This is a genomic window from Arthrobacter sp. MPF02, assembly GCF_046605375.1.
Lineage (GTDB): Bacteria > Actinomycetota > Actinomycetes > Actinomycetales > Micrococcaceae > Arthrobacter.
Map to the genome: position 1 here is coordinate 155,119 of NZ_CP176772.1, position 16,571 is coordinate 171,689.

The 16,571-nt window shown below is 61.5% G+C and carries 16 protein-coding genes; 1 reads left to right on the forward strand and 15 read right to left on the reverse strand.

The window, feature by feature from the left end:
* Positions 1 to 2 precede the first annotated feature (2 nt).
* From ACLH0K_RS00710 to ACLH0K_RS00745, 8 genes are all read right to left on the reverse strand, one after another.
* Positions 3 to 551, reverse strand: coding sequence for a tripartite tricarboxylate transporter TctB family protein (locus ACLH0K_RS00710; protein ID WP_411374967.1), 549 nt, complete (start codon positions 549 to 551; stop codon positions 3 to 5).
* Between the two features lie 3 nt (positions 552 to 554).
* Complete coding sequence (locus tag ACLH0K_RS00715) at positions 555 to 1,532, reverse strand: tripartite tricarboxylate transporter substrate binding protein (protein ID WP_411374968.1); 978 nt, start codon at positions 1,530 to 1,532, stop codon at positions 555 to 557.
* A gap of 122 nt (positions 1,533 to 1,654) precedes the next feature.
* Complete coding sequence (locus ACLH0K_RS00720; RefSeq protein WP_411374969.1) at positions 1,655 to 2,299, reverse strand: GntR family transcriptional regulator; 645 nt, start codon at positions 2,297 to 2,299, stop codon at positions 1,655 to 1,657.
* Positions 2,300 to 2,464: 165 nt separating this feature from the next.
* Positions 2,465 to 3,907 (reverse strand): aldehyde dehydrogenase (NADP(+)), encoded by a 1,443-nt coding sequence (locus ACLH0K_RS00725; RefSeq protein WP_411374970.1) that lies wholly within the window; start codon positions 3,905 to 3,907, stop codon positions 2,465 to 2,467.
* A 141-nt stretch (positions 3,908 to 4,048) separates the two neighbouring features.
* Positions 4,049 to 5,035: a C-terminal binding protein gene (locus ACLH0K_RS00730; RefSeq protein ID WP_411374971.1), complete on the reverse strand. Its 987-nt coding sequence runs from the start codon at positions 5,033 to 5,035 to the stop codon at positions 4,049 to 4,051.
* Between the two features lie 126 nt (positions 5,036 to 5,161).
* A complete protein-coding gene (locus ACLH0K_RS00735) occupies positions 5,162 to 6,073 on the reverse strand; it encodes a dihydrodipicolinate synthase family protein (protein ID WP_411374972.1) in 912 nt (303 codons plus the stop codon).
* Between the two features lie 229 nt (positions 6,074 to 6,302).
* Complete coding sequence (locus tag ACLH0K_RS00740) at positions 6,303 to 7,067, reverse strand: enoyl-CoA hydratase (RefSeq protein WP_411374973.1); 765 nt, start codon at positions 7,065 to 7,067, stop codon at positions 6,303 to 6,305.
* The gene (locus tag ACLH0K_RS00745) at positions 7,064 to 8,224 is read right to left on the reverse strand and encodes a CaiB/BaiF CoA transferase family protein (RefSeq protein ID WP_411374974.1); all 1,161 of its coding nucleotides are present in this window, start codon (positions 8,222 to 8,224) and stop codon (positions 7,064 to 7,066) included. Before ACLH0K_RS00745 ends, ACLH0K_RS00740 begins: the two co-directional genes overlap by 4 nt.
* 522 nt (positions 8,225 to 8,746) lie before the next feature.
* Between ACLH0K_RS00745 and ACLH0K_RS00750 the strand changes: the two genes are divergently transcribed.
* Entirely contained in the window at positions 8,747 to 9,451 is a 705-nt protein-coding gene (locus tag ACLH0K_RS00750) for a GntR family transcriptional regulator (protein WP_411374975.1), read from the forward strand.
* A gap of 425 nt (positions 9,452 to 9,876) precedes the next feature.
* On the opposite strand, the gene ACLH0K_RS00755 is transcribed toward ACLH0K_RS00750, so the two are convergent.
* The 7 genes from ACLH0K_RS00755 to ACLH0K_RS00785 all read right to left on the reverse strand — a co-directional run bounded on the left by ACLH0K_RS00755 (position 9,877) and on the right by ACLH0K_RS00785 (position 15,330).
* The gene (locus ACLH0K_RS00755) at positions 9,877 to 10,773 is read right to left on the reverse strand and encodes a hypothetical protein (RefSeq protein WP_411374976.1); all 897 of its coding nucleotides are present in this window, start codon (positions 10,771 to 10,773) and stop codon (positions 9,877 to 9,879) included.
* Between the two features lie 219 nt (positions 10,774 to 10,992).
* A complete protein-coding gene (locus ACLH0K_RS00760; protein WP_411374977.1) occupies positions 10,993 to 12,390 on the reverse strand; it encodes a plasmid pRiA4b ORF-3 family protein in 1,398 nt (465 codons plus the stop codon).
* A gap of 65 nt (positions 12,391 to 12,455) precedes the next feature.
* Positions 12,456 to 13,049, reverse strand: coding sequence for a hypothetical protein (locus ACLH0K_RS00765; RefSeq protein ID WP_411374978.1), 594 nt, complete (start codon positions 13,047 to 13,049; stop codon positions 12,456 to 12,458).
* A gap of 160 nt (positions 13,050 to 13,209) precedes the next feature.
* Positions 13,210 to 13,584, reverse strand: coding sequence for a hypothetical protein (locus ACLH0K_RS00770; RefSeq protein WP_411374979.1), 375 nt, complete (start codon positions 13,582 to 13,584; stop codon positions 13,210 to 13,212).
* 326 nt (positions 13,585 to 13,910) lie between these two features.
* On the reverse strand, positions 13,911 to 14,258 hold the full coding sequence (locus ACLH0K_RS00775) for a helix-turn-helix domain-containing protein (protein WP_411374980.1): 348 nt from the start codon (positions 14,256 to 14,258) through the stop codon (positions 13,911 to 13,913).
* Entirely contained in the window at positions 14,255 to 14,833 is a 579-nt protein-coding gene (locus ACLH0K_RS00780; protein WP_411374981.1) for a tyrosine-type recombinase/integrase, read from the reverse strand. The genes ACLH0K_RS00775 and ACLH0K_RS00780 overlap by 4 nt, the downstream gene beginning before the upstream one ends.
* Positions 14,764 to 15,330: a site-specific integrase gene (locus ACLH0K_RS00785; RefSeq protein WP_411374982.1), complete on the reverse strand. Its 567-nt coding sequence runs from the start codon at positions 15,328 to 15,330 to the stop codon at positions 14,764 to 14,766. Before ACLH0K_RS00785 ends, ACLH0K_RS00780 begins: the two co-directional genes overlap by 70 nt.
* Positions 15,331 to 16,571 lie beyond the last annotated feature (1,241 nt).

The following is a 16,571-nucleotide window of genomic DNA, read 5'->3' on the forward strand; positions in this document are numbered from 1 at the left end:
TCCTAGATTCCGAGGATGCCCTGAGGCAGCGGCACTCGGAGGAACAAGACGAAGACCGCGTAGGTGGCGGCGAGCGTGACCGCACTGACGGCCAATGAGGGAAGAATTTTGCGTCGTTCGACGACGACGGCGACCACCACGAGCATGACGGCGAAAGCGAGCATGAAGCCCAGCAACGGGACCAACAGGACCGTGGCAAAAATGATCCCGAGGACAGTCCAGAGCATTTTGTCCCGTTGGCGTTGCGTTCGGCCGTAGATGTCCCGGTCGTCGCTCTCGGCAGCCAGGTCCTGGGAGGCTTCGTCATGGTCGATGCCTGGAATACGGTCCTCCACCACGCTTTCCAAGGTGGCGCTTCGCTTCCTCCCGGACGTCACTGCGTTCATCGCGGCGAACACTGCCATCAATGACCCGGCGGCCGCCGGGAGGAACCCCGGTCCCATGCGGCCGTCATCACCCACGACGCCGTAGCCCGCGGCCACGACTGTGGCGGCGATGCCGAGGGCGATGATGACCGCGTTGGGGAGAAATTTTTGGATCGCGTGATGCATGGTTTACTTGCCCAGCACCTTGGCGAGGTCTTCGGAGTTTCCGGCCAGGTATGTCTTGAAGTCATCTCCGTAGACCGCATTGGCCTGCAGCAAATTTTCCTCGATGTACTTCTTGTAGCCGTCGGTCTCCGCGAACTTCTTCGCAGCGTCGATCCAGTACTGCTTCTGTTCGGCCGTGATGTTGCCCGGTGCGATAAAACCGCGGAACTGGGCGAAAGATACGTCGATGCCTTGCTCGGTTGCGGTGGGAATATCCTTCAGGGCGTCGAACTCGTACCGCTTGTCCGCAACGGCGCACAAGGGCTTCAAGGTGCCGGCTTCGAGCTGGCCAAGGACCTCGCCGGGGTTTACGGAGATCACGTCGACCTGACCGCCGAGAAGACCTGCAACTACTTCATTACCCGACTCGTAGGGAACCCGGTCGAATTTCACGCCCTCTTCCTGCTCGATCAAGGTAAAGACAATCTCGTCCAGGCTGGTGGAACCCGAAACAGCAGCAACAACCCGGCCACTTCCCGCTGCCTTTACGACCTCATCACAAGTGTTGTAGGGGGAATCGGGTTTGACCGTCAGAATCGTGTAGTCATCGCCGAGCTTCATGATCGGGGTGAAGGATTCGTAGGTGAAGGGAACGTCCTGGGTCAGTGGCAGTGCAAGCATCGCCGTTTCGGTGGCGAGCAGATGTTCCGGTTTGCCTTCCTGGGCGAGGAAACTTGCGTAACCGACAGCCCCGGACCCGCCCTCGCGGTTCTCGGTATTGATATTTACGCCGGTGATGTCTTCCAGTCCGGCGGCGATCGCCCGGCCTGAGAGGTCGCTGCCGCCACCGGCTCCAAAGGGAACCGTCATAGTGACATCACCCTTGGGGGTGTAACCCTGCCCCTGGGCGGCGCTGCCTGCATTGGCGCCGCAGCCGGTCAGAGCCAGCATTCCTGCGGTGAAGAGGCCCGTTACTCCTACAGCCTTAGATACTTTCGACACTGTTTATCTCCTTTGACAACCAAAAGTGGGGTACTGCATTCAAATATCGAAGATCCTATTTGATCTACGGACAAGTGTGACACCAGTCATAGCCCGGAAGCAAATGCTTCTCAGGTGTGACCCTACGGCTGGCTCACGTTGAGGGCACGCGTACGGGCATTGCTGATGTGGGCCTCCATGGCCTTAGCAGCTGCGGCGATATTGCCGGACTGGAATGCCGCAAGAACAGCCTCATGCTCGGCCAACGCCAGAGCGGTGTCATTTGAGCCTTCCGTTGCGCTCTGCCGCATCCGGTGCGTGTGCGTGCTGGTCGATTGGGCCATCTGCTGCAGGTAGCGGTTTCCGCAGTTCCGCAGGATAGTTTCATGAAAATTCCAGTCGGCCTCAAAGTATTTGCGGTAGCCGGCGGCCCGGGCGGTGGGGTCCATGTCTTGAAACAGTCCGGCAGCCAGGCGGTGCTGCTGATGGGCCTCGGCAAGTGCGGGCAGCAATTGCTCAAGGTGTCCTGCGGCGCGCTGAACGGCCGCCACTTCCACGACGCTGCGTGCATCAAAAAGTTCCTTCATTTGCTCCTCGCTCAATGGCGGGGCAACCTTGTAGCCCTTTAAAGCGACACGACGCACAAGACCCGTATGCTCCAGCTGCACAAGCGCCTCCCGGATTGGCGTAGGGGAGACGTCAAGCTGGCGGGCGAGCGAATCGATATTCAAGGGAGATCCTGGCTCAAGCCCTCCGCCCAGCAGGAGGTCCACAATGTAGTCAAACACCTCATCCCGCAGGACACGCCTGGAGAAACCGTTTTTGCCTGCAGCGGGCGAAGTACTCATAGGAGATATTCTACCCACTGAACCGTACTTCATGGATCCTCTACGATTGTGGCGCAAATCTTTCGTGTCTCGGAGCTTCTAGTTCCTCCTTACTGACTGTTCCAGTTACCGTCGGCCGTTTGACTGGAAGCGTCCGTTGACGCGGCGGGCGATGCCCCAGGGGTTGGCTTCCTGCAGGGAAGGCGGCAGGGCCGGGTCCGGAAGGTCTTGGTAGGCGACCGGGCGCATGAATCGCCCGATCGATCCGGTGCCCACGGAGGTTGCGCTGGCGGCGGTGGTGGCGGGGTATGGGCCGCCGTGGTGTTGGGCGTAGGAGACGGTTACCCCCGTGGGCCATCCGTTGAAAAGCACTCGTCCAGCTTTACCTGTAAGGGTGTTGACCAAGGCGGCAGTGTCGTCGTCGTCATCGCCGTGGATGGTGGCTGTCAGTTGTCCTCCCATCAGTTCAGCCAGGACCGGCAGCTCGGCCGCGCTCTGGTAGCGGACCAGGAGGGTGGCTGGGCCGAAGATTTCCCGGTGCAGCACTTCAGGTGTCCGGACAACCTGCCCGGACTTGACGGCAAGGACGGTCGGAGCCGGGGCATCCTCATCGGAACCGGGCAAGAGCACCTGAACTCCGCGGACGCCAGCGACGGCGGCAAGGGCTGACGCATAAGAATCGCGCAGTGCGGGGGTGAGCAGCTTGCCGGGCTGGACATCAGCGAGGGTGTCTGCAAGGCCGGCGCGGATCGCTTCGTCGTCACTGTCGTTGGGGACGAACAGCACTCCGGGCTTGGTGCAGAACTGGCCCATCCCCAGGGTGAAGGATTCGGCGTAGCCGTTGAGAATCTCGGCCGAGCGGCGCCGCCACGCCTGCGGCAGGACAAAGACGGGGTTGATGCTGCCGAGCTCCCCATAGAAGGGGATGGGTTCGGGCCGGCTGGTGGCGATGTCGTAGAGGGCACGGCCGCCGGCTGTGGAACCCGTGAAGCCAATCGCCTTGACCAGCGGATGCTCCACCATCGCTACCGCCGCTTCCCGACCTTCGATGACAGCGAACAGTCCTTTGGGGGCACCGGCTCTTTCCAGTGCAGCGATCACGATGTCGGCGGTGCGCCGCGCCAGGTTCTCGTGTCCGGGGTGGATTTTGTGCAGCACGGCGCATCCTGCGGCCAGTGCGGAGGCGCTGTCCCCGCCGATGACGCTGAATGCGAAGGGGAAGTTGGATGCTCCGAAAACTCCGATCACGCCCAGGGGCACGTTGACCCGGCGGATGTCCGGGCGCGGGCCCATGCCCCAGTCAGGATCCGCGTGGTCAATGGTGGCCTCCAGGACAACACCGGATCGTAGCTCCTCGGCGAAGAGGTCAAGTTGGAAAGCGGTGCGCCGCAACTCCCCCCGCAGCCGCGCTTCGGTGAGGTTGGTCTCGGCCACTGCCAATCCTACGAGTGCGTCGGCGTTGGAGCGCAGGGCTTCGGCGAGGGCGGTGAGCCAGGCAGCCCTCTCGCCGGGGGTCCGGGCGGCAGAGGCCAGGTAGGCCTCATGGGCGCGTCTGGCGGTCTGATCCATATCCGCAGTTGTGGAAGCAAGGTTAAAAGCGGCACTCATGCAGGGGCTCCTCGGAAAATAGATGGGAGTGCTGTTTTACGGTTTCGAATGCTTCAAGCTCGGCGGATCGCGCTGACTGCAGGGTCCCGTTCCGCCGGGGTATTAGGTGGAGGGTCCGGCGAGCACTGCGGGGTTGAGGATGTTGCGGGGGTGTTTGCTCTGGCAGACGTCGATGACGTTCTCGATGGTCCGGCGTTTAAGTTCCTCGTAGGACTGCTCGGTGTACCAAGCCACGTGCGGGGTGAGGATGACGCGTTCGAGTTCGAGCAGGGGGCTGGTGAGGGGGAGTGGCTCTTCTTCAAAGACGTCCAGCCCGGCGGCTTTCAGGTGGTTGTTTTTCAGCGCGTCGATAAGGGCCGCTGTGTCGACCACGCCGCCGCGGCAGGTGTTGATGAGGCTAGCGCCCTCCTTCATCTGTGCCAGTGTCCGGGCGTTGATGAGGTGGCTGGTGTGCTCGTTAAGTGGCACGTGGAGTGAGACGACATCGGAGGCGGCCAGCAACTGCGGGAACGGGACCACTTCGATGCCTTCCTCGGTTGTGGTTCCGGGAGCGCGCAGAGGGTCGTAGCCGATGACGGTGTAGCCCAGGGCTTTGGCCTTGGCGGCTGTTGCTGCCCCTATCAGGCCAAGGCCGACGACGCCGAAGGTCTGTGTTGAGATCCGGTGCAGTGGCTGGACCGAGGGCAGGTTGTGGCGGCCGCTCCGGACACCCCGGTCAAGGTCTACGATGCCGCGTGCAAGGGCCACGGCCAGAGCGATGGCGTGGTCACTGACGTCGTCGATCCCGTAGTCGGGAACGTTGGACACAGCAACCCCCTGTGCTGTCGCGGCAGCAAGGTCTATATTGTCCACCCCGGCCCCATAGCGGCCGATGGCCTTCAGGTGGGGCAGAGCCTTGATGACCCTTTCAGTGATGGGCGCGTACTGAACGACGATGCCGTCCGCGTCGGCGGCGGCTTCGATGACTTCGTCCTCGTTGGTGCAGTGGGCCCGGACGAGGTCTATGCCGTGCCGGTCGGCGACGGACTGTTCGATGTCGACTGAGTCCAGTTCGTAGTCGGTGATGATGATTCGGGCCGTTTTGGGCATGCCGGTTCTCCTCATTGGTGTTGGAAGGTGTGGTGCTCGTGGGTTGGCCCCAGGCGGGGTGGATGGTTCCGGGAGCTGCCTGCGTGCCGGCAGCCGCCACACGCTGCCGGCGGGGAAGGTCAGATGTCAGGCCCAGCGCAGCACGAGCGGATCTTTGCGTTTGGCCATCTCGATCAGATGTGACCGGGTTTCGGGGTGGAGGTCACCGATGGGTGCCCGGGTCTTGTCGCTGTCGATGATGTTGCCTTCCTTCATGAGCACCTTTGTGGCCCGGAGTCCGCATTGGCGGTTCTCGAAGTGGATAAGAGGCAGGAGGTCCTCCCAGTTCCGGACCGCCTGATCCCGGTTGCCGGCATGGAAGTCTCGAACGATGTGGCCCAGCTGGTCCGGGACCATGCAGCTGCTCATCGTTCCCTGCGCGCCGGCGTCCAGGTCGGGGATGAGCGTGATGGCTTCCTCTCCGTCGAAGATCCCGGGGAGGTCCGAGCCTGTGGCAGTGCCGAGGGATCGGATCTTGTCCGCGGCCTGTGGCATCTCGATCTTGGCGTAGTTCACCTGCGGGACTTCGCGTGCCAGCCGGGCCAGGACGTTCACCGACAGGAGTGTCGGGCTCATCGGCGCGTCCTGGATCATGATGTCGATCTCCAGCCCGTCGGCTACGCGTTTGAAATACTCAACTATGGTGTCGTCGTCGACCTTCATGGTCGCCCCAAAGAACGGCGGCATCAGCATAACCATCCGGGCCCCGTGGTCCTGGGCCTGCAGGCTGCGTTCCCGGGCAATGCGAGGGCTGAAATGGCTAATCGTGACGCACACGGGGATCCTGTCGGCAGCGTGCTCCATCGTGGCCCGCAGCACCGCCTCACGTTCCTTGTCTGTGAGGGAGAACTGCTCCGAGTAGTTGGCCAGGATGCAGATGGCATCGGAGCCGCCGTCCACGAGGTAGTCCACGACCCGTCGCTGGCCCTCAAGGTCGAGCTCCTCATCCTCGCTGAAGATGGTAGGGGCCACGGGCATAACACCGGTGATGACACTCATGATCTGGTTTTTCCTTACTTTGTGGGCCAGTGGCCGGGAGTTTTGAAGGGCTGATGGGGTATCGGACACTGAGTCGTATCAGCGCTTGGATGATGATTGCGGGGGACTGGAGGCGGGGCGTCCCTGTGGTCATGGCGAATCTGTCGCAATTGACGCTTTTTCAATCTCGGCGTCAGCGGGTATATTGCCTATTCCGCGCTGCCCGGCCTCACCGCGGGAACCGGTTCGGTCAGTGGCCTGACCAGGCTGGTTTCTGTTTGGCCAGGAACGCCTGCACCCCGGACGCAAAGTCGTTGCTGCCGTAGACAGCCCTGACGATGTCGTCATCGTCGTGGTCCGGACCTGGGTGGAGGCGCCGGAGACCCTCCTTCACGGCCCACATCGTCAGTGGTGCGTGATTGGACAGGCGGTCGGTGAGCTTGTCGAGTTCGTCGTCCATGTTGGCCGTCACGAGACTGACGAAGCCGCAGGCAAGCGCTTCATCGGCGGGCATCAAACGAGCTGTCAAGAGAATCTCGGCGGTTCTGGACCGTCCCAGCAGTTGTGTGAGCACTGCCAGGGTGTTGAGGGAAAGGCAGTTTCCCAAGGTCCGTGCGATCGGCACACCGAACGTCGCTGAAGCATTGCAGATGCGGATATCGGCCATTGCGGCGATACTCAGTCCGCCACCGACGCAGTAACCCTCGATGGCTGCCACGACGGGAACATTTACCCTCGCCAACCTGGCCAGGACGCTGCCGACCTGGGACTCGTATTCGAGGCCGCGTTCGCCGTCGAATTCGACGAACTGGGAGATGTCCGTGCCCGCAACAAAGGATTCGCCGCCTGCTCCCCGCAGCACCATTATCCGGATGTCGTCATCAGCGTCCGCCCGTTCACAGGCGTCATGGAGGCCCTGGTACATGTTCCATGTCATGGCATTGCGTTGGGCGGGTCTATTGAACGTGACGTTCAGGACGGCTCCGACCTTCTCAATAAGGAGTTCTTCGGTCATGGTCTTCCCGCTATCCGGACGGGAGCGTCTTCTTCTCCGGCCAGCGTTCCAAGTTCGGCGCCTTCGTATCCGACCGAGGCCAGTACTGTACGGTTGCTCGATCCCAGGACCGGCCCGGCGCTGCGGCGGACGGTTGGTGTGCGGGAGAACCGCATGGGTGAACCGAGCTGCCGAACCTTTCCCAGGGAAGGGTGATCGGCGTCCCAGAAGAACTCCCGTGCGGCGAGGTGCTCATCGTTGAACACCTGGCCGAAGTCCAAAATCGGCGCAACCGGGACTCCTGCCTCATTCAGAATCGATACGATTTCATCGGTAGTCAATTGGGAAGTCCTGGACTCGATCGACTCAATCAGTGGAACCCGGTTCTGCATGCGGTCGTAAGTCCCGGCATACTTCGGATCCTCCAGCAGCTCGGTGAGATCGAGTGCTCTGCAGAAGGACGTCCAGTTCCGGGGCGTATTGGCCCCGATAGTGACGTAACCGTCCTTGCTGACGACAGCCTGGTAGGGCGCCTGGTTCTGGTGCGCGGAACCGTGACGGCCGCCGACCGCCCCCTCAGCGAAGTATGCCCCTGCCTCCCAAACTGCATAGGAAACGGCTGACTCCAGCAGTGACACGTCAATGTACTGGCCTATCCCGGAGCTGCGCCGCTCGTAAAGGGCTGAGGTGATGGCCAGCGCAACGTACAGTGCCGTGGTGAGGTCACAAATCGGCACCCCAGTCTTGACAGGAGGCTGGTCAGGGTAGCCGGTGATGCTCATCAATCCACTGCGCGCCTGGGCCATAATGTCCAACCCGGGCAGGTGGGCCAGCGGTCCGTCTTGGCCCCACCCGGACGCCGAGGCGTAAATCAGCCCGCGGTTCTCGAGAGCGAGGTCCTCATACGTAAGACCGAGGCGGCGCATAGCCCCAGGGCGCAGATTCTCCACGACCACGTCTGCCTCGCGGGCCAGTTTTTCGAAGGCAGCCTTTCCTGCGGGTGACTTCAGGTCAATGGTTACCGACTCTTTGTTGCGGTTAAGCCGTACGAACGGCGAACTTTCTCCGTTGATTAACGGCCCTGTTGCCCTAGTTTGCTCGCCGCCATCCGGGTTCTCAATCTTAATAACGCGGGCGCCAAGATCTGCCAGTTGCATGGTGGCAAACGGGACCGCCATAAAAACCCCAACCTCCAAGACCGTCACTCCCGCTAACGGCGCCGACGTAGCATCACTGCCCGTGCCTGTCATTACATACCTTTTCTTCTAGGTCCAACAGTCTTGTATATTGTATACAAAAAGATGGATGAGCGGAAGAACTTTTTGCTACTGCCACAGAACCCGTACATCCGGTGATCGCGAGCTAAGCCTTCTCCGCGCAGTCGCAACCTCGCGTATATGAAGGTCCACGGGGGGCGCAAGCCTTCGCAGCCCATCGCCCACGGCGCACGACTGTAAATTGGGTGCCCCCAGGTGTTGGAGCGACTCCTAGCGGGGCGATTTCGTCGGCAAGCGTCTAAAGCATCCGGTGCTGCACCGCAGGGAGCCAAAGGAAGTTTCACCAAGAACTCTGGGAGAGCGGCAGGACTTAGATGCCAGTAGGGCGGTGCGAGGCTTGGCTTTGTATACTGTAGAGCGCCGACTAAAAGAGCAGCGTTAGTCCTGTGATTGCAGGTACCTAATAGTGTCGAAAGGGGTCCGTTGGCACTCCCGAGTTCTTCTCGCAATGCCACCCCCGATACCAGCGGGCGGGTGCAGGCACCTTCCCTCGTAGCACTTGCGGCCGATGCTATCCGCAAGAAAATCTTGGCCGGCGAGCTCAAACCTGGCGAGCAGCTGCGAGAAGAGCCGCTCACCGTAGAACTGGATGTCAGTCGCGCACCGTTGCGCGAAGCACTTCGAGCCCTGGAAAACGAAGGCCTGGTTGTTGCACGGCCACGTCGGGGTAGCTTTGTAGCGACGCTTACAGATCACGATGTCTACGAGATCATGACGCTGCGCTCAGCCCTCGAACGTATGGCGTTTGAACTGGGCATTCCCGTTGTTGATCCCGATGTTTTGGTGCCGGCTCGCGAAGCCCTGGAGCAAATGGCTCGTTGTGCACGTGACGAAGACCGTGGAGCGTTGGTGCAGGCTGGATACGACTTCCACTTTGCCCTTATCCGAATTGCTGGGCATCGCCGCCTAGAAGCGACTTATGCTGCATTGCAACAACAGTTGCTGGTGTGTATGTCCAGAAATCTGATTGCCCGTGAGCGCTTCTACGAAGACCTGGAAGAAAACGTGAACCGACATCGTCGTCTGCTTTCACTAGTTGAGTCCGGGAACGTAGATGCCGCCCTTGCTGAACTTGCAGTCCACGGCGAACACACGTTCCGGAACATCCCTTCATCGGGAACCGCCTGAGATCGTCCTGTGCAACCGACTGCTGGAATAGCCAACATCTCGATCGAATGGCCACTGTTTACCCCCAAGGCTAACTTCCACCGCCGTGAACGAGGCACCCGCTGAGCAGCTCCACGAATGGAGTCAGAGGAAAACGCTGCCAGTGATATGCCGGAAGAGGGCCCTTCTGCGGACACTCCCCCGGCTGTTTAGAAGAGCCGATAACGGATCTTCTGTAAAGCTGGGGGAGTGGGTAACGTTTTGTCGGTGTTGTCAGCAGGTGGCTGGGGTGTCGCCCACTCTGGGCCTCTGGAAGCGACCGCCCGCGCCCGCGAGGGAAATGCCCTGCATGCTCAAATGACGCAGTGCGACTCACCAATGGCATGCGCGGTCTGGTCTGGGAGCAGCGGGCTGGATTGAACTGGAAACAGGGGAGCGACAATGCTTCACCATACCCAAGTGGGGGGTGAAATATCTGGTCCCGAATCTGTCGGTTGCATGTGGTCGAGTTCAAGGGGCTGGAGGTCTGATATAACCCATCTGGATATATCTACGGCCGATTCCACCTTGCGCTCTACTTGCCGGGCAATGACTGCAGGTACGATACGTCCCCATACAATCTGTGGAAAGAGCCAGCTGATCCAGATTGGTTCATTGCGTGGAACACCTCGTATGGCTTCAGGAAAGTGATTGTCCGAAGGAGCGGGATCTTGGTAGTACCCGGCCCTAATGGAGTGAGAGTCTTTTGGCGTCAAAAGGACACGCAAAGCTTCAGATGGGTCATCCTGTGGCCAGATGTACCAAGGTTCACGGTCACGCTGAGCGTGCAGCATGATGTTGCGAAGTTCAAGCGCTGCTTCGACCAGATCCGAATGCTGCCACTTCCAGTAGTAGAAGACGCCACCACGAAACAAGAGATTTAGGGCCTTCTCGTACATTCGTACGCGCTCACGAAGATGGGCATAGGCATTAGGGTTTTCGGTCTTGTAACGTTTATCTGCCAAAGGTGTCGCTCGTACTATGACGCGTCTTTCGTCCTTTGGTTGATCGAGTAGTTCTAGGACAATCTCGGTGCATCGTTCTCGATCTCCGCCCGCAAAGTGCCCATCGTCTTCAATTTGGAGTGAAACAGTAGGCGCCTGAGATTCGGTTAGTGGCGATCCAAGAGACAAATCGGAGCTTTCGCTGGGCGCACTTTTCGTTTGCGGTAGGGGCACAACGCCACCCTGAGGCACACCGGATGACCCTTTGTGCTTAGCTTTCACCTGTGCGACAGCTCCTATGATTGCAGCGACTACCGCGGCTACGGCTGCAATGATTGCTGCCCAGATTTCCGGCGACATCCCACTATCACACCAATAGTGCCGACGTTCCGCTAGTAGCCCCCGGTCGCGAAGCTGTACGGCCGCAATTCCGCGAAATATTTCGACTGATGCAATATGCCGAGTAGCTGCTGGTGAGCCGGCGTATTCGGAACCAGCGAATACCGTTGCTTCACTTGCACGACTTGCCCTCCGATGACGTGGGTCGCCTCGGGGCCGGTGATCTGCTGGTGTGAGTCGTTATGAATGAAGTGCTGCGCGGGCGAAGGCTTGCCCTGGCGCGTTGACGCTGTTGGCTTTGAGCCCGAAACGGTCGTCGAGGATGCCGAGGTTCAGCAGGACCTCGTGGGCGTCGACGAGGAGTGCTTGGACGGTGTTCGGTTCCAGTCCGGCTCCGGTGTGGCTGCGCCAGCCGAGTGCTTCGAGGCCGAAGGCGACGGCTTCAAGGTAGTCGGCCCAACCACTTCGTTTCCCTGCCGCGACTTCGAGTAGGAGTAACAGCGCCGCGTCACGCTCGGAGTCATGACGGTGCCGGTGGGCAACGGCTTGGGCCAGGAAAAGCAAAAGGCCTGCGGGATCATCGAGCAGCCGCTTGGCGGCGGAGGTGAGGACGAGCCTGCCTTTGATTTTGCGGATCAGGCCGAGTCGTTGAGCGCTTTCGCGCAGCTGAAGAACGGGCAGGGTCTGGTCCTCGCGGTTGGCTTTGCCGACCCAGTCCTTGGCCCACCCGAGCTCTGTCATGGCCTCGCGCACCACGGCCGGCGGCAGCCAGCCGGCAGCGGTGAGGGATAGACCGTCAAGCCCGACGCGGCGAGTGAGCCAGAGATAGGGCGCGGTCATCGCCTCGGCGACGTCTGCTTCGACCGTTGCGGGGCCGTCGAGGCCGGCGGCGTGCAAGTATGAACGGAATTCACGTCGCAGCCCGGGAGGCATCCGGTTCGTGAGTTCCTGGGTCAGTGACTCACTTCCGGGGCCGTGTTCGCTGGCAGAGGGAGCAGCGAACAGCAGGGTGAGCTCTTTGTTCACGGCATTGATGTCCAGCTGTTCCGGGTCGAATTCCTGCCATGGCCCGGCTGTCCAGGCGACCCATGCCTTCAGGTCTTTGTGGTCTTTGTGGCCGGGGTCTGCGAGGGCGTCGAGGAGGTCGTGGTAGCCGCCGGTGCCGCCGGAATCTTCCAGCGGCGCCCGCCGCTTCCCGTCCAGGAGCCGCGCCCTTGGGGTGTTGGCCGGCATGGGGAGGCTTCCGGTGAGCTCGAGGCGGTGGATCCAGCCGTCTCCGAAGTCGTATTCATAGAACAGGGGACCGGACTCCGGGGTGAGGAGCTGGCCCAGGGTCCAGTCCGTCTCGGGCAGGTCATCGTCAGAGTCTTCGATCAGGTCCAGGGGGACCCAGCGACGTGGTTCGCGCACGATCCCGTTGACGGCACGCAGACGAACAAAGGGGTCGGTGTCTGTGAAGGAATGCAGGTGTGAATCCCGCCAGCCCACGGCCGTTTGCAGGACCTCGTGAACTCTGTCCATGGTCAGGGATGGGTCTACTTCGAGTAGCCGCCAGATGGCCGGCTCGCTGCCCACGATGGAGACTTTCATCCGCAGCAACATCGCATCGGAATCTGGATCTGGATCGCGTTTCGTCACAGCACTATCCTGCCAGCCCGAGTATTTGCGCTAGACCTCTGTCCGGGTTCGCGGCGTCCACTGTGCTACCGCCGATAAGAGGCGTAGGTGGCCCAGGTGTTACCTGCCTGTTTGGCGTGCTGTTCGGTGATTTGAGTGCTGTAGCCAAGCGCCTGGGCTGCAACCGGTGGGGGCATTGTCAGGACGAGAGCGCGCAGCGTGGCGTTCCTGGCTCCCAGGAGGTGAATGCCGCTTTCGCGCAACTTCTTCATGAGATGGCCGGGATGAAGATGTTGGCCGGGGCGGTATCCGGGAAAGAGCCACGCCGAGACGCGGTTGGCGGCGGTGTTCATGTTCGGCCTGTCGGCGAGGTGTTGTTGAAGGATTTCGTCGAAGGGGTGGGGAACAGGGACCGGATGGTCCTCGAAGACGATGACGGTTTCGCCGTCGCTGGTGCGGCTTATTTGCTCGCTTCGCATGCTGGCGATGCGTGTCAGTGGCTGGGCGTAGAGGAGCAGCAGGACGGCGGCTGCGCGGTGATGGAGTGGGATGTGGTGATTGTCGAGGGTTTCGCGCAGCAGCCTGAGCCGTTCGTTCTGGTCCAGGACGGGCCGGGAACTGGCTTTGCGGTAGGGGAAGTCGACCCGGGGAAGGTGCTGCTTCCGGACGGCCCAGCGCACGAAGGTTCTGGCAGTGCTGCGCGTTGTCGGTCCCGTGGCGATCCAGTGGTCGATGTCCTCCTGCTGGCATTGGGTGGCAGTTTCCCTCGTCCTGAGAGATGCCGGAGGAAGTCCCTGGCCACGGAGACATCCTGCTTGGCTGCACGGGCGGTGCCCCAGTTCAGTTCTCCGGCGACGGAGAGTTGGCGCATCCGGCGCAGGTGGTAAGGTGGTGCCAGGTGGCGAACTGTTTGATCAGGGCGTGGTGATCCGGGTCCATGAGTTCGGCCAGGACCCGGTCCAGCCAGGCCTCGAAGTTCAGCAGGTTCCGGTCGATCGGCTCCAGAAGTCCGTGCTCGATGAAGAGCTCCCGCAGGTGCATCGCCGTCCGCGGCGACTCGTGGCCATCGAAGGTGGTGTGGGCCAGCGGCCGGGCGCCGGTGGCGATGGAGGACAGCAGATCGCGGACGTCCGGGTTGCGCAGCCCCGTCAGCGCGCTGCGCGGGTGGGGCTGACCGCTGATTCCCTCGTGCAGGGGTTTGAGGGGTTCAGACACGGTCCCGGTGCCATCGTCGAGGAGGTCGGCCAGGTGATCTTGCAGGCAGCAGCGGGCGCACCGCCGGGCCCGGTAGGGTTCTTCCTCGGACGAACATTGGGTGCAGTGGAAGTCGGCCGGGATACCCGCGCAGTCAACACAGACCGGGGATCCGGTGCCGTCCAGGCCGGGCAGGAGCCTTTCAGTCCCGCAGCCGGGACAGGTCCCGTGCGTCCGGGCAGCGCGCTGGTAGCAGAGCCGGCAGACCCGCCCCTCGGGCCATTTCGCACCGAGCCTGGTGGCTGGTTTCCGGCAGCGGGCGCAGAGTTTCTCGTCCTGGGTCAGCATTACTCTGCGGGGCGGACGCGGGCGCGTTTGGGCCGGATCGTCGTGTTCAGGTCAACGACTTTGGGGCCGTTCGATGCGGGACCGTTCACGGCGTTTTTCCGCTGGGCTGTGGCAACGGTATGGAAGTGGCAGAGGTCCTCGACGGTGCAGTTGAGGGCGTCGCAGAGGGCGCCGAGCAGGGTCATAGACATGCGTTCGGGTTTTTGTCCGACGAGCCGGTAGATCTGTGAGGGGGAGAGGTCGATGCCGCGTTCGACGAGCAGGGGAATGAGGTCGGAGATGTTGAACAGTCCGCGTGCGGCCATGATTTCGCGCAGCCGCCAGGCGTATTCGATCTGCTTTTTCATGGTGTCTTCCTCTGGTTGGTGCCGGTGGCTTCTGCGGCCATCTTGGTCATGGCCGCCCGCAGGGTGCGGGTGCGGTAATCGGAGGAGACGCCGGTGTAGAGGGCGGTGGTGGAGGAGTGTTCGTGCCCGACCTGTTGCTGGACGAACAGGGCGTCGTAGCCGTCCTCGATCAGGTGGGTGACGTAGGAGCGGCGCAGGGAGTGGAAATCGATGCCGTCCGCGAGTCCGAGCCCGGTCCGTAGCAGAGTGAATTCCAGGGTGAGTGAGTCGGCGCTGACCCTGCCGCTGCGCTCGGTGGGCCAAAGGGATGCGTGTTCCTCGCCGGTTCCGGGTGGCCGCACCTCCTCGATCCATTGCCTCAGGCAGTCCACGGCCCAGCCGGTGTGGGGGACTGTCAGGACGCTGCGGCGTTTGGGAGGTGAGCCGCGCATAGCTTTGCCGTGCCGGACGTAAAGAACGCCGTATCCGCCGAACTCGGCTGCGTGCGGGTTGGTTCCGAAGTCGGTCAGTTCGAGCATGCGCACCTCGTTGCGCCGAAGGCCCCAGGCGTAGGCGACTTTGATGGTCGTGGCCATGCGGAACGCTGATCCAGCCTTTGCGCCCCCTGCTTGAGGGCGTGATCGACCCGGTCATCGGCGTAGTCGAACAGGTCCTGCAGCTCGTCCCGGGTCAGCGGTCGCTTGCGGGGGCGGGCGGATGCTTCCTGAACATGCGCGGCGGTGTTCCACTCGTGGCAGACCTGGACCGGGTGGATGCCGAACCGCTCCATGCATTCCTGCTCCCAGCCGTAGGCCGGATCGGTCAGATAGCCCAGGAACAGGCGGAGGGCGTTTTGGTATGCCAGCAGCGTTGAATGGCTCGCGGAGCGGACGGCACGCAGCTCCATGAAGAACTCATCGACATCACCCACGGTCCAGGACCAGGGATCTTCGCCCGTGAAGGAGCGAAAACGCTGGATGACCTGCTCCCGGCGCGCGATCGTCGTGAAGGCAAGGTTCCGGCTCAACTGCTGATTGCGCCACCCGTCCAGCATCGCCTGGAACACCTGCTCGGCAGGGTTGAACAGCGCCACGTCCCGGGCGATTTCCTGGCGGTTCCGGCGGGTCCGGGCTGTCTGTCCACATTTTGTCCTCGCATAACACGCGACACTTTCGCATATTCTGCGAATCAACAGCAAAACGGCCTGTAACTGCGGGGATTTTTCATTCGTGCCGTCCGCCACGTCACGCTGATTCAGCTCCGGCAACGTGCTGCCGCCGACTCTAAAGAGCCCGAAAATATAAGCAATCCCGGGGGCAGCCGGTTGTCGGCAGGGCAGCGGTATCAAAGTCCGTCGAATTCGCACCAGATGCGATTCGCCGGATTCTACTGGCACCCCTGCGTATCGAGTGTGTGCTGTAGGCGCCTGTGTTGGTTCCGCTGTTCTTCCTGCAGTGGCTCATCGCGTTCCTTCAATGCGGGAACAACGCGGCTCAGCGGCTGAGGCGCAAATGCCCGTGAGAGACTCTCACGGGCATTTTGCTGCTCCGCTTGCGGCAGTCATTGAAGCGCTTTCCCGAATGTTCTGTTGAAAGGTATCGTCCTGCCACCCGCCGCCCGGTCGAAGACCGCCGCATCTGAAGCCGCCACCCCGCCAAAGCCGCCGTGGCGAGAACCGCGAGGCCAAGCAGCGCCCATACCCATACATCCATGCCGTACCTCACTTCAGTTCAAGACTGTCAGGCAACAAACGGAATCCCGCCCTCTGTCCTGAAAGTAGTCATCAGGGTGGCTTCCGTTTCTCGCAATTGTCGGTTTTTTCGCTGTGGGGTGAGCGGAGCCAGCTGCTGCTTGGAGAATCACCCCACCCCTTCACGGCCCTCACGCTCTCACCGGTAGTTGGAAGGGTGACGAAAAAGGTCCGTTTCGTTCCCCCCAGCACACGGTAGCTCAGTGTTCTAGAGGGAAGCTCAAGATCCACTATCAGATTGGGGAGCGGTGGTTGGCGGCAAGGACGGCGAGGTCGTGGATGAGCTGCTGTACTTCGCGTTCGCGGCCTCGGGATGGCAAGGCCGGGGATTCACCGAGTGGCCTGTTGGGAGGAGAGGGCACCGGCGCAGGACTTGAGGAGGTTGTCTTGGACCGTTTCTTGACTGCAGCAGGCAGGTCAAAATGAATTGCTTTTTCCATCACATATCCTCTGCATGGGTCTGTCTCTTCTTTGGCCACTATCAGGGCCTGTCAGAGATGTTGAAGTTCTTGCGTTGCCTTGTCGCGGAGCCCCGCCGGAGTGTCGGCCGGTCGGCCTGCCGGTCATGTTTTCCGGCGGTCCGA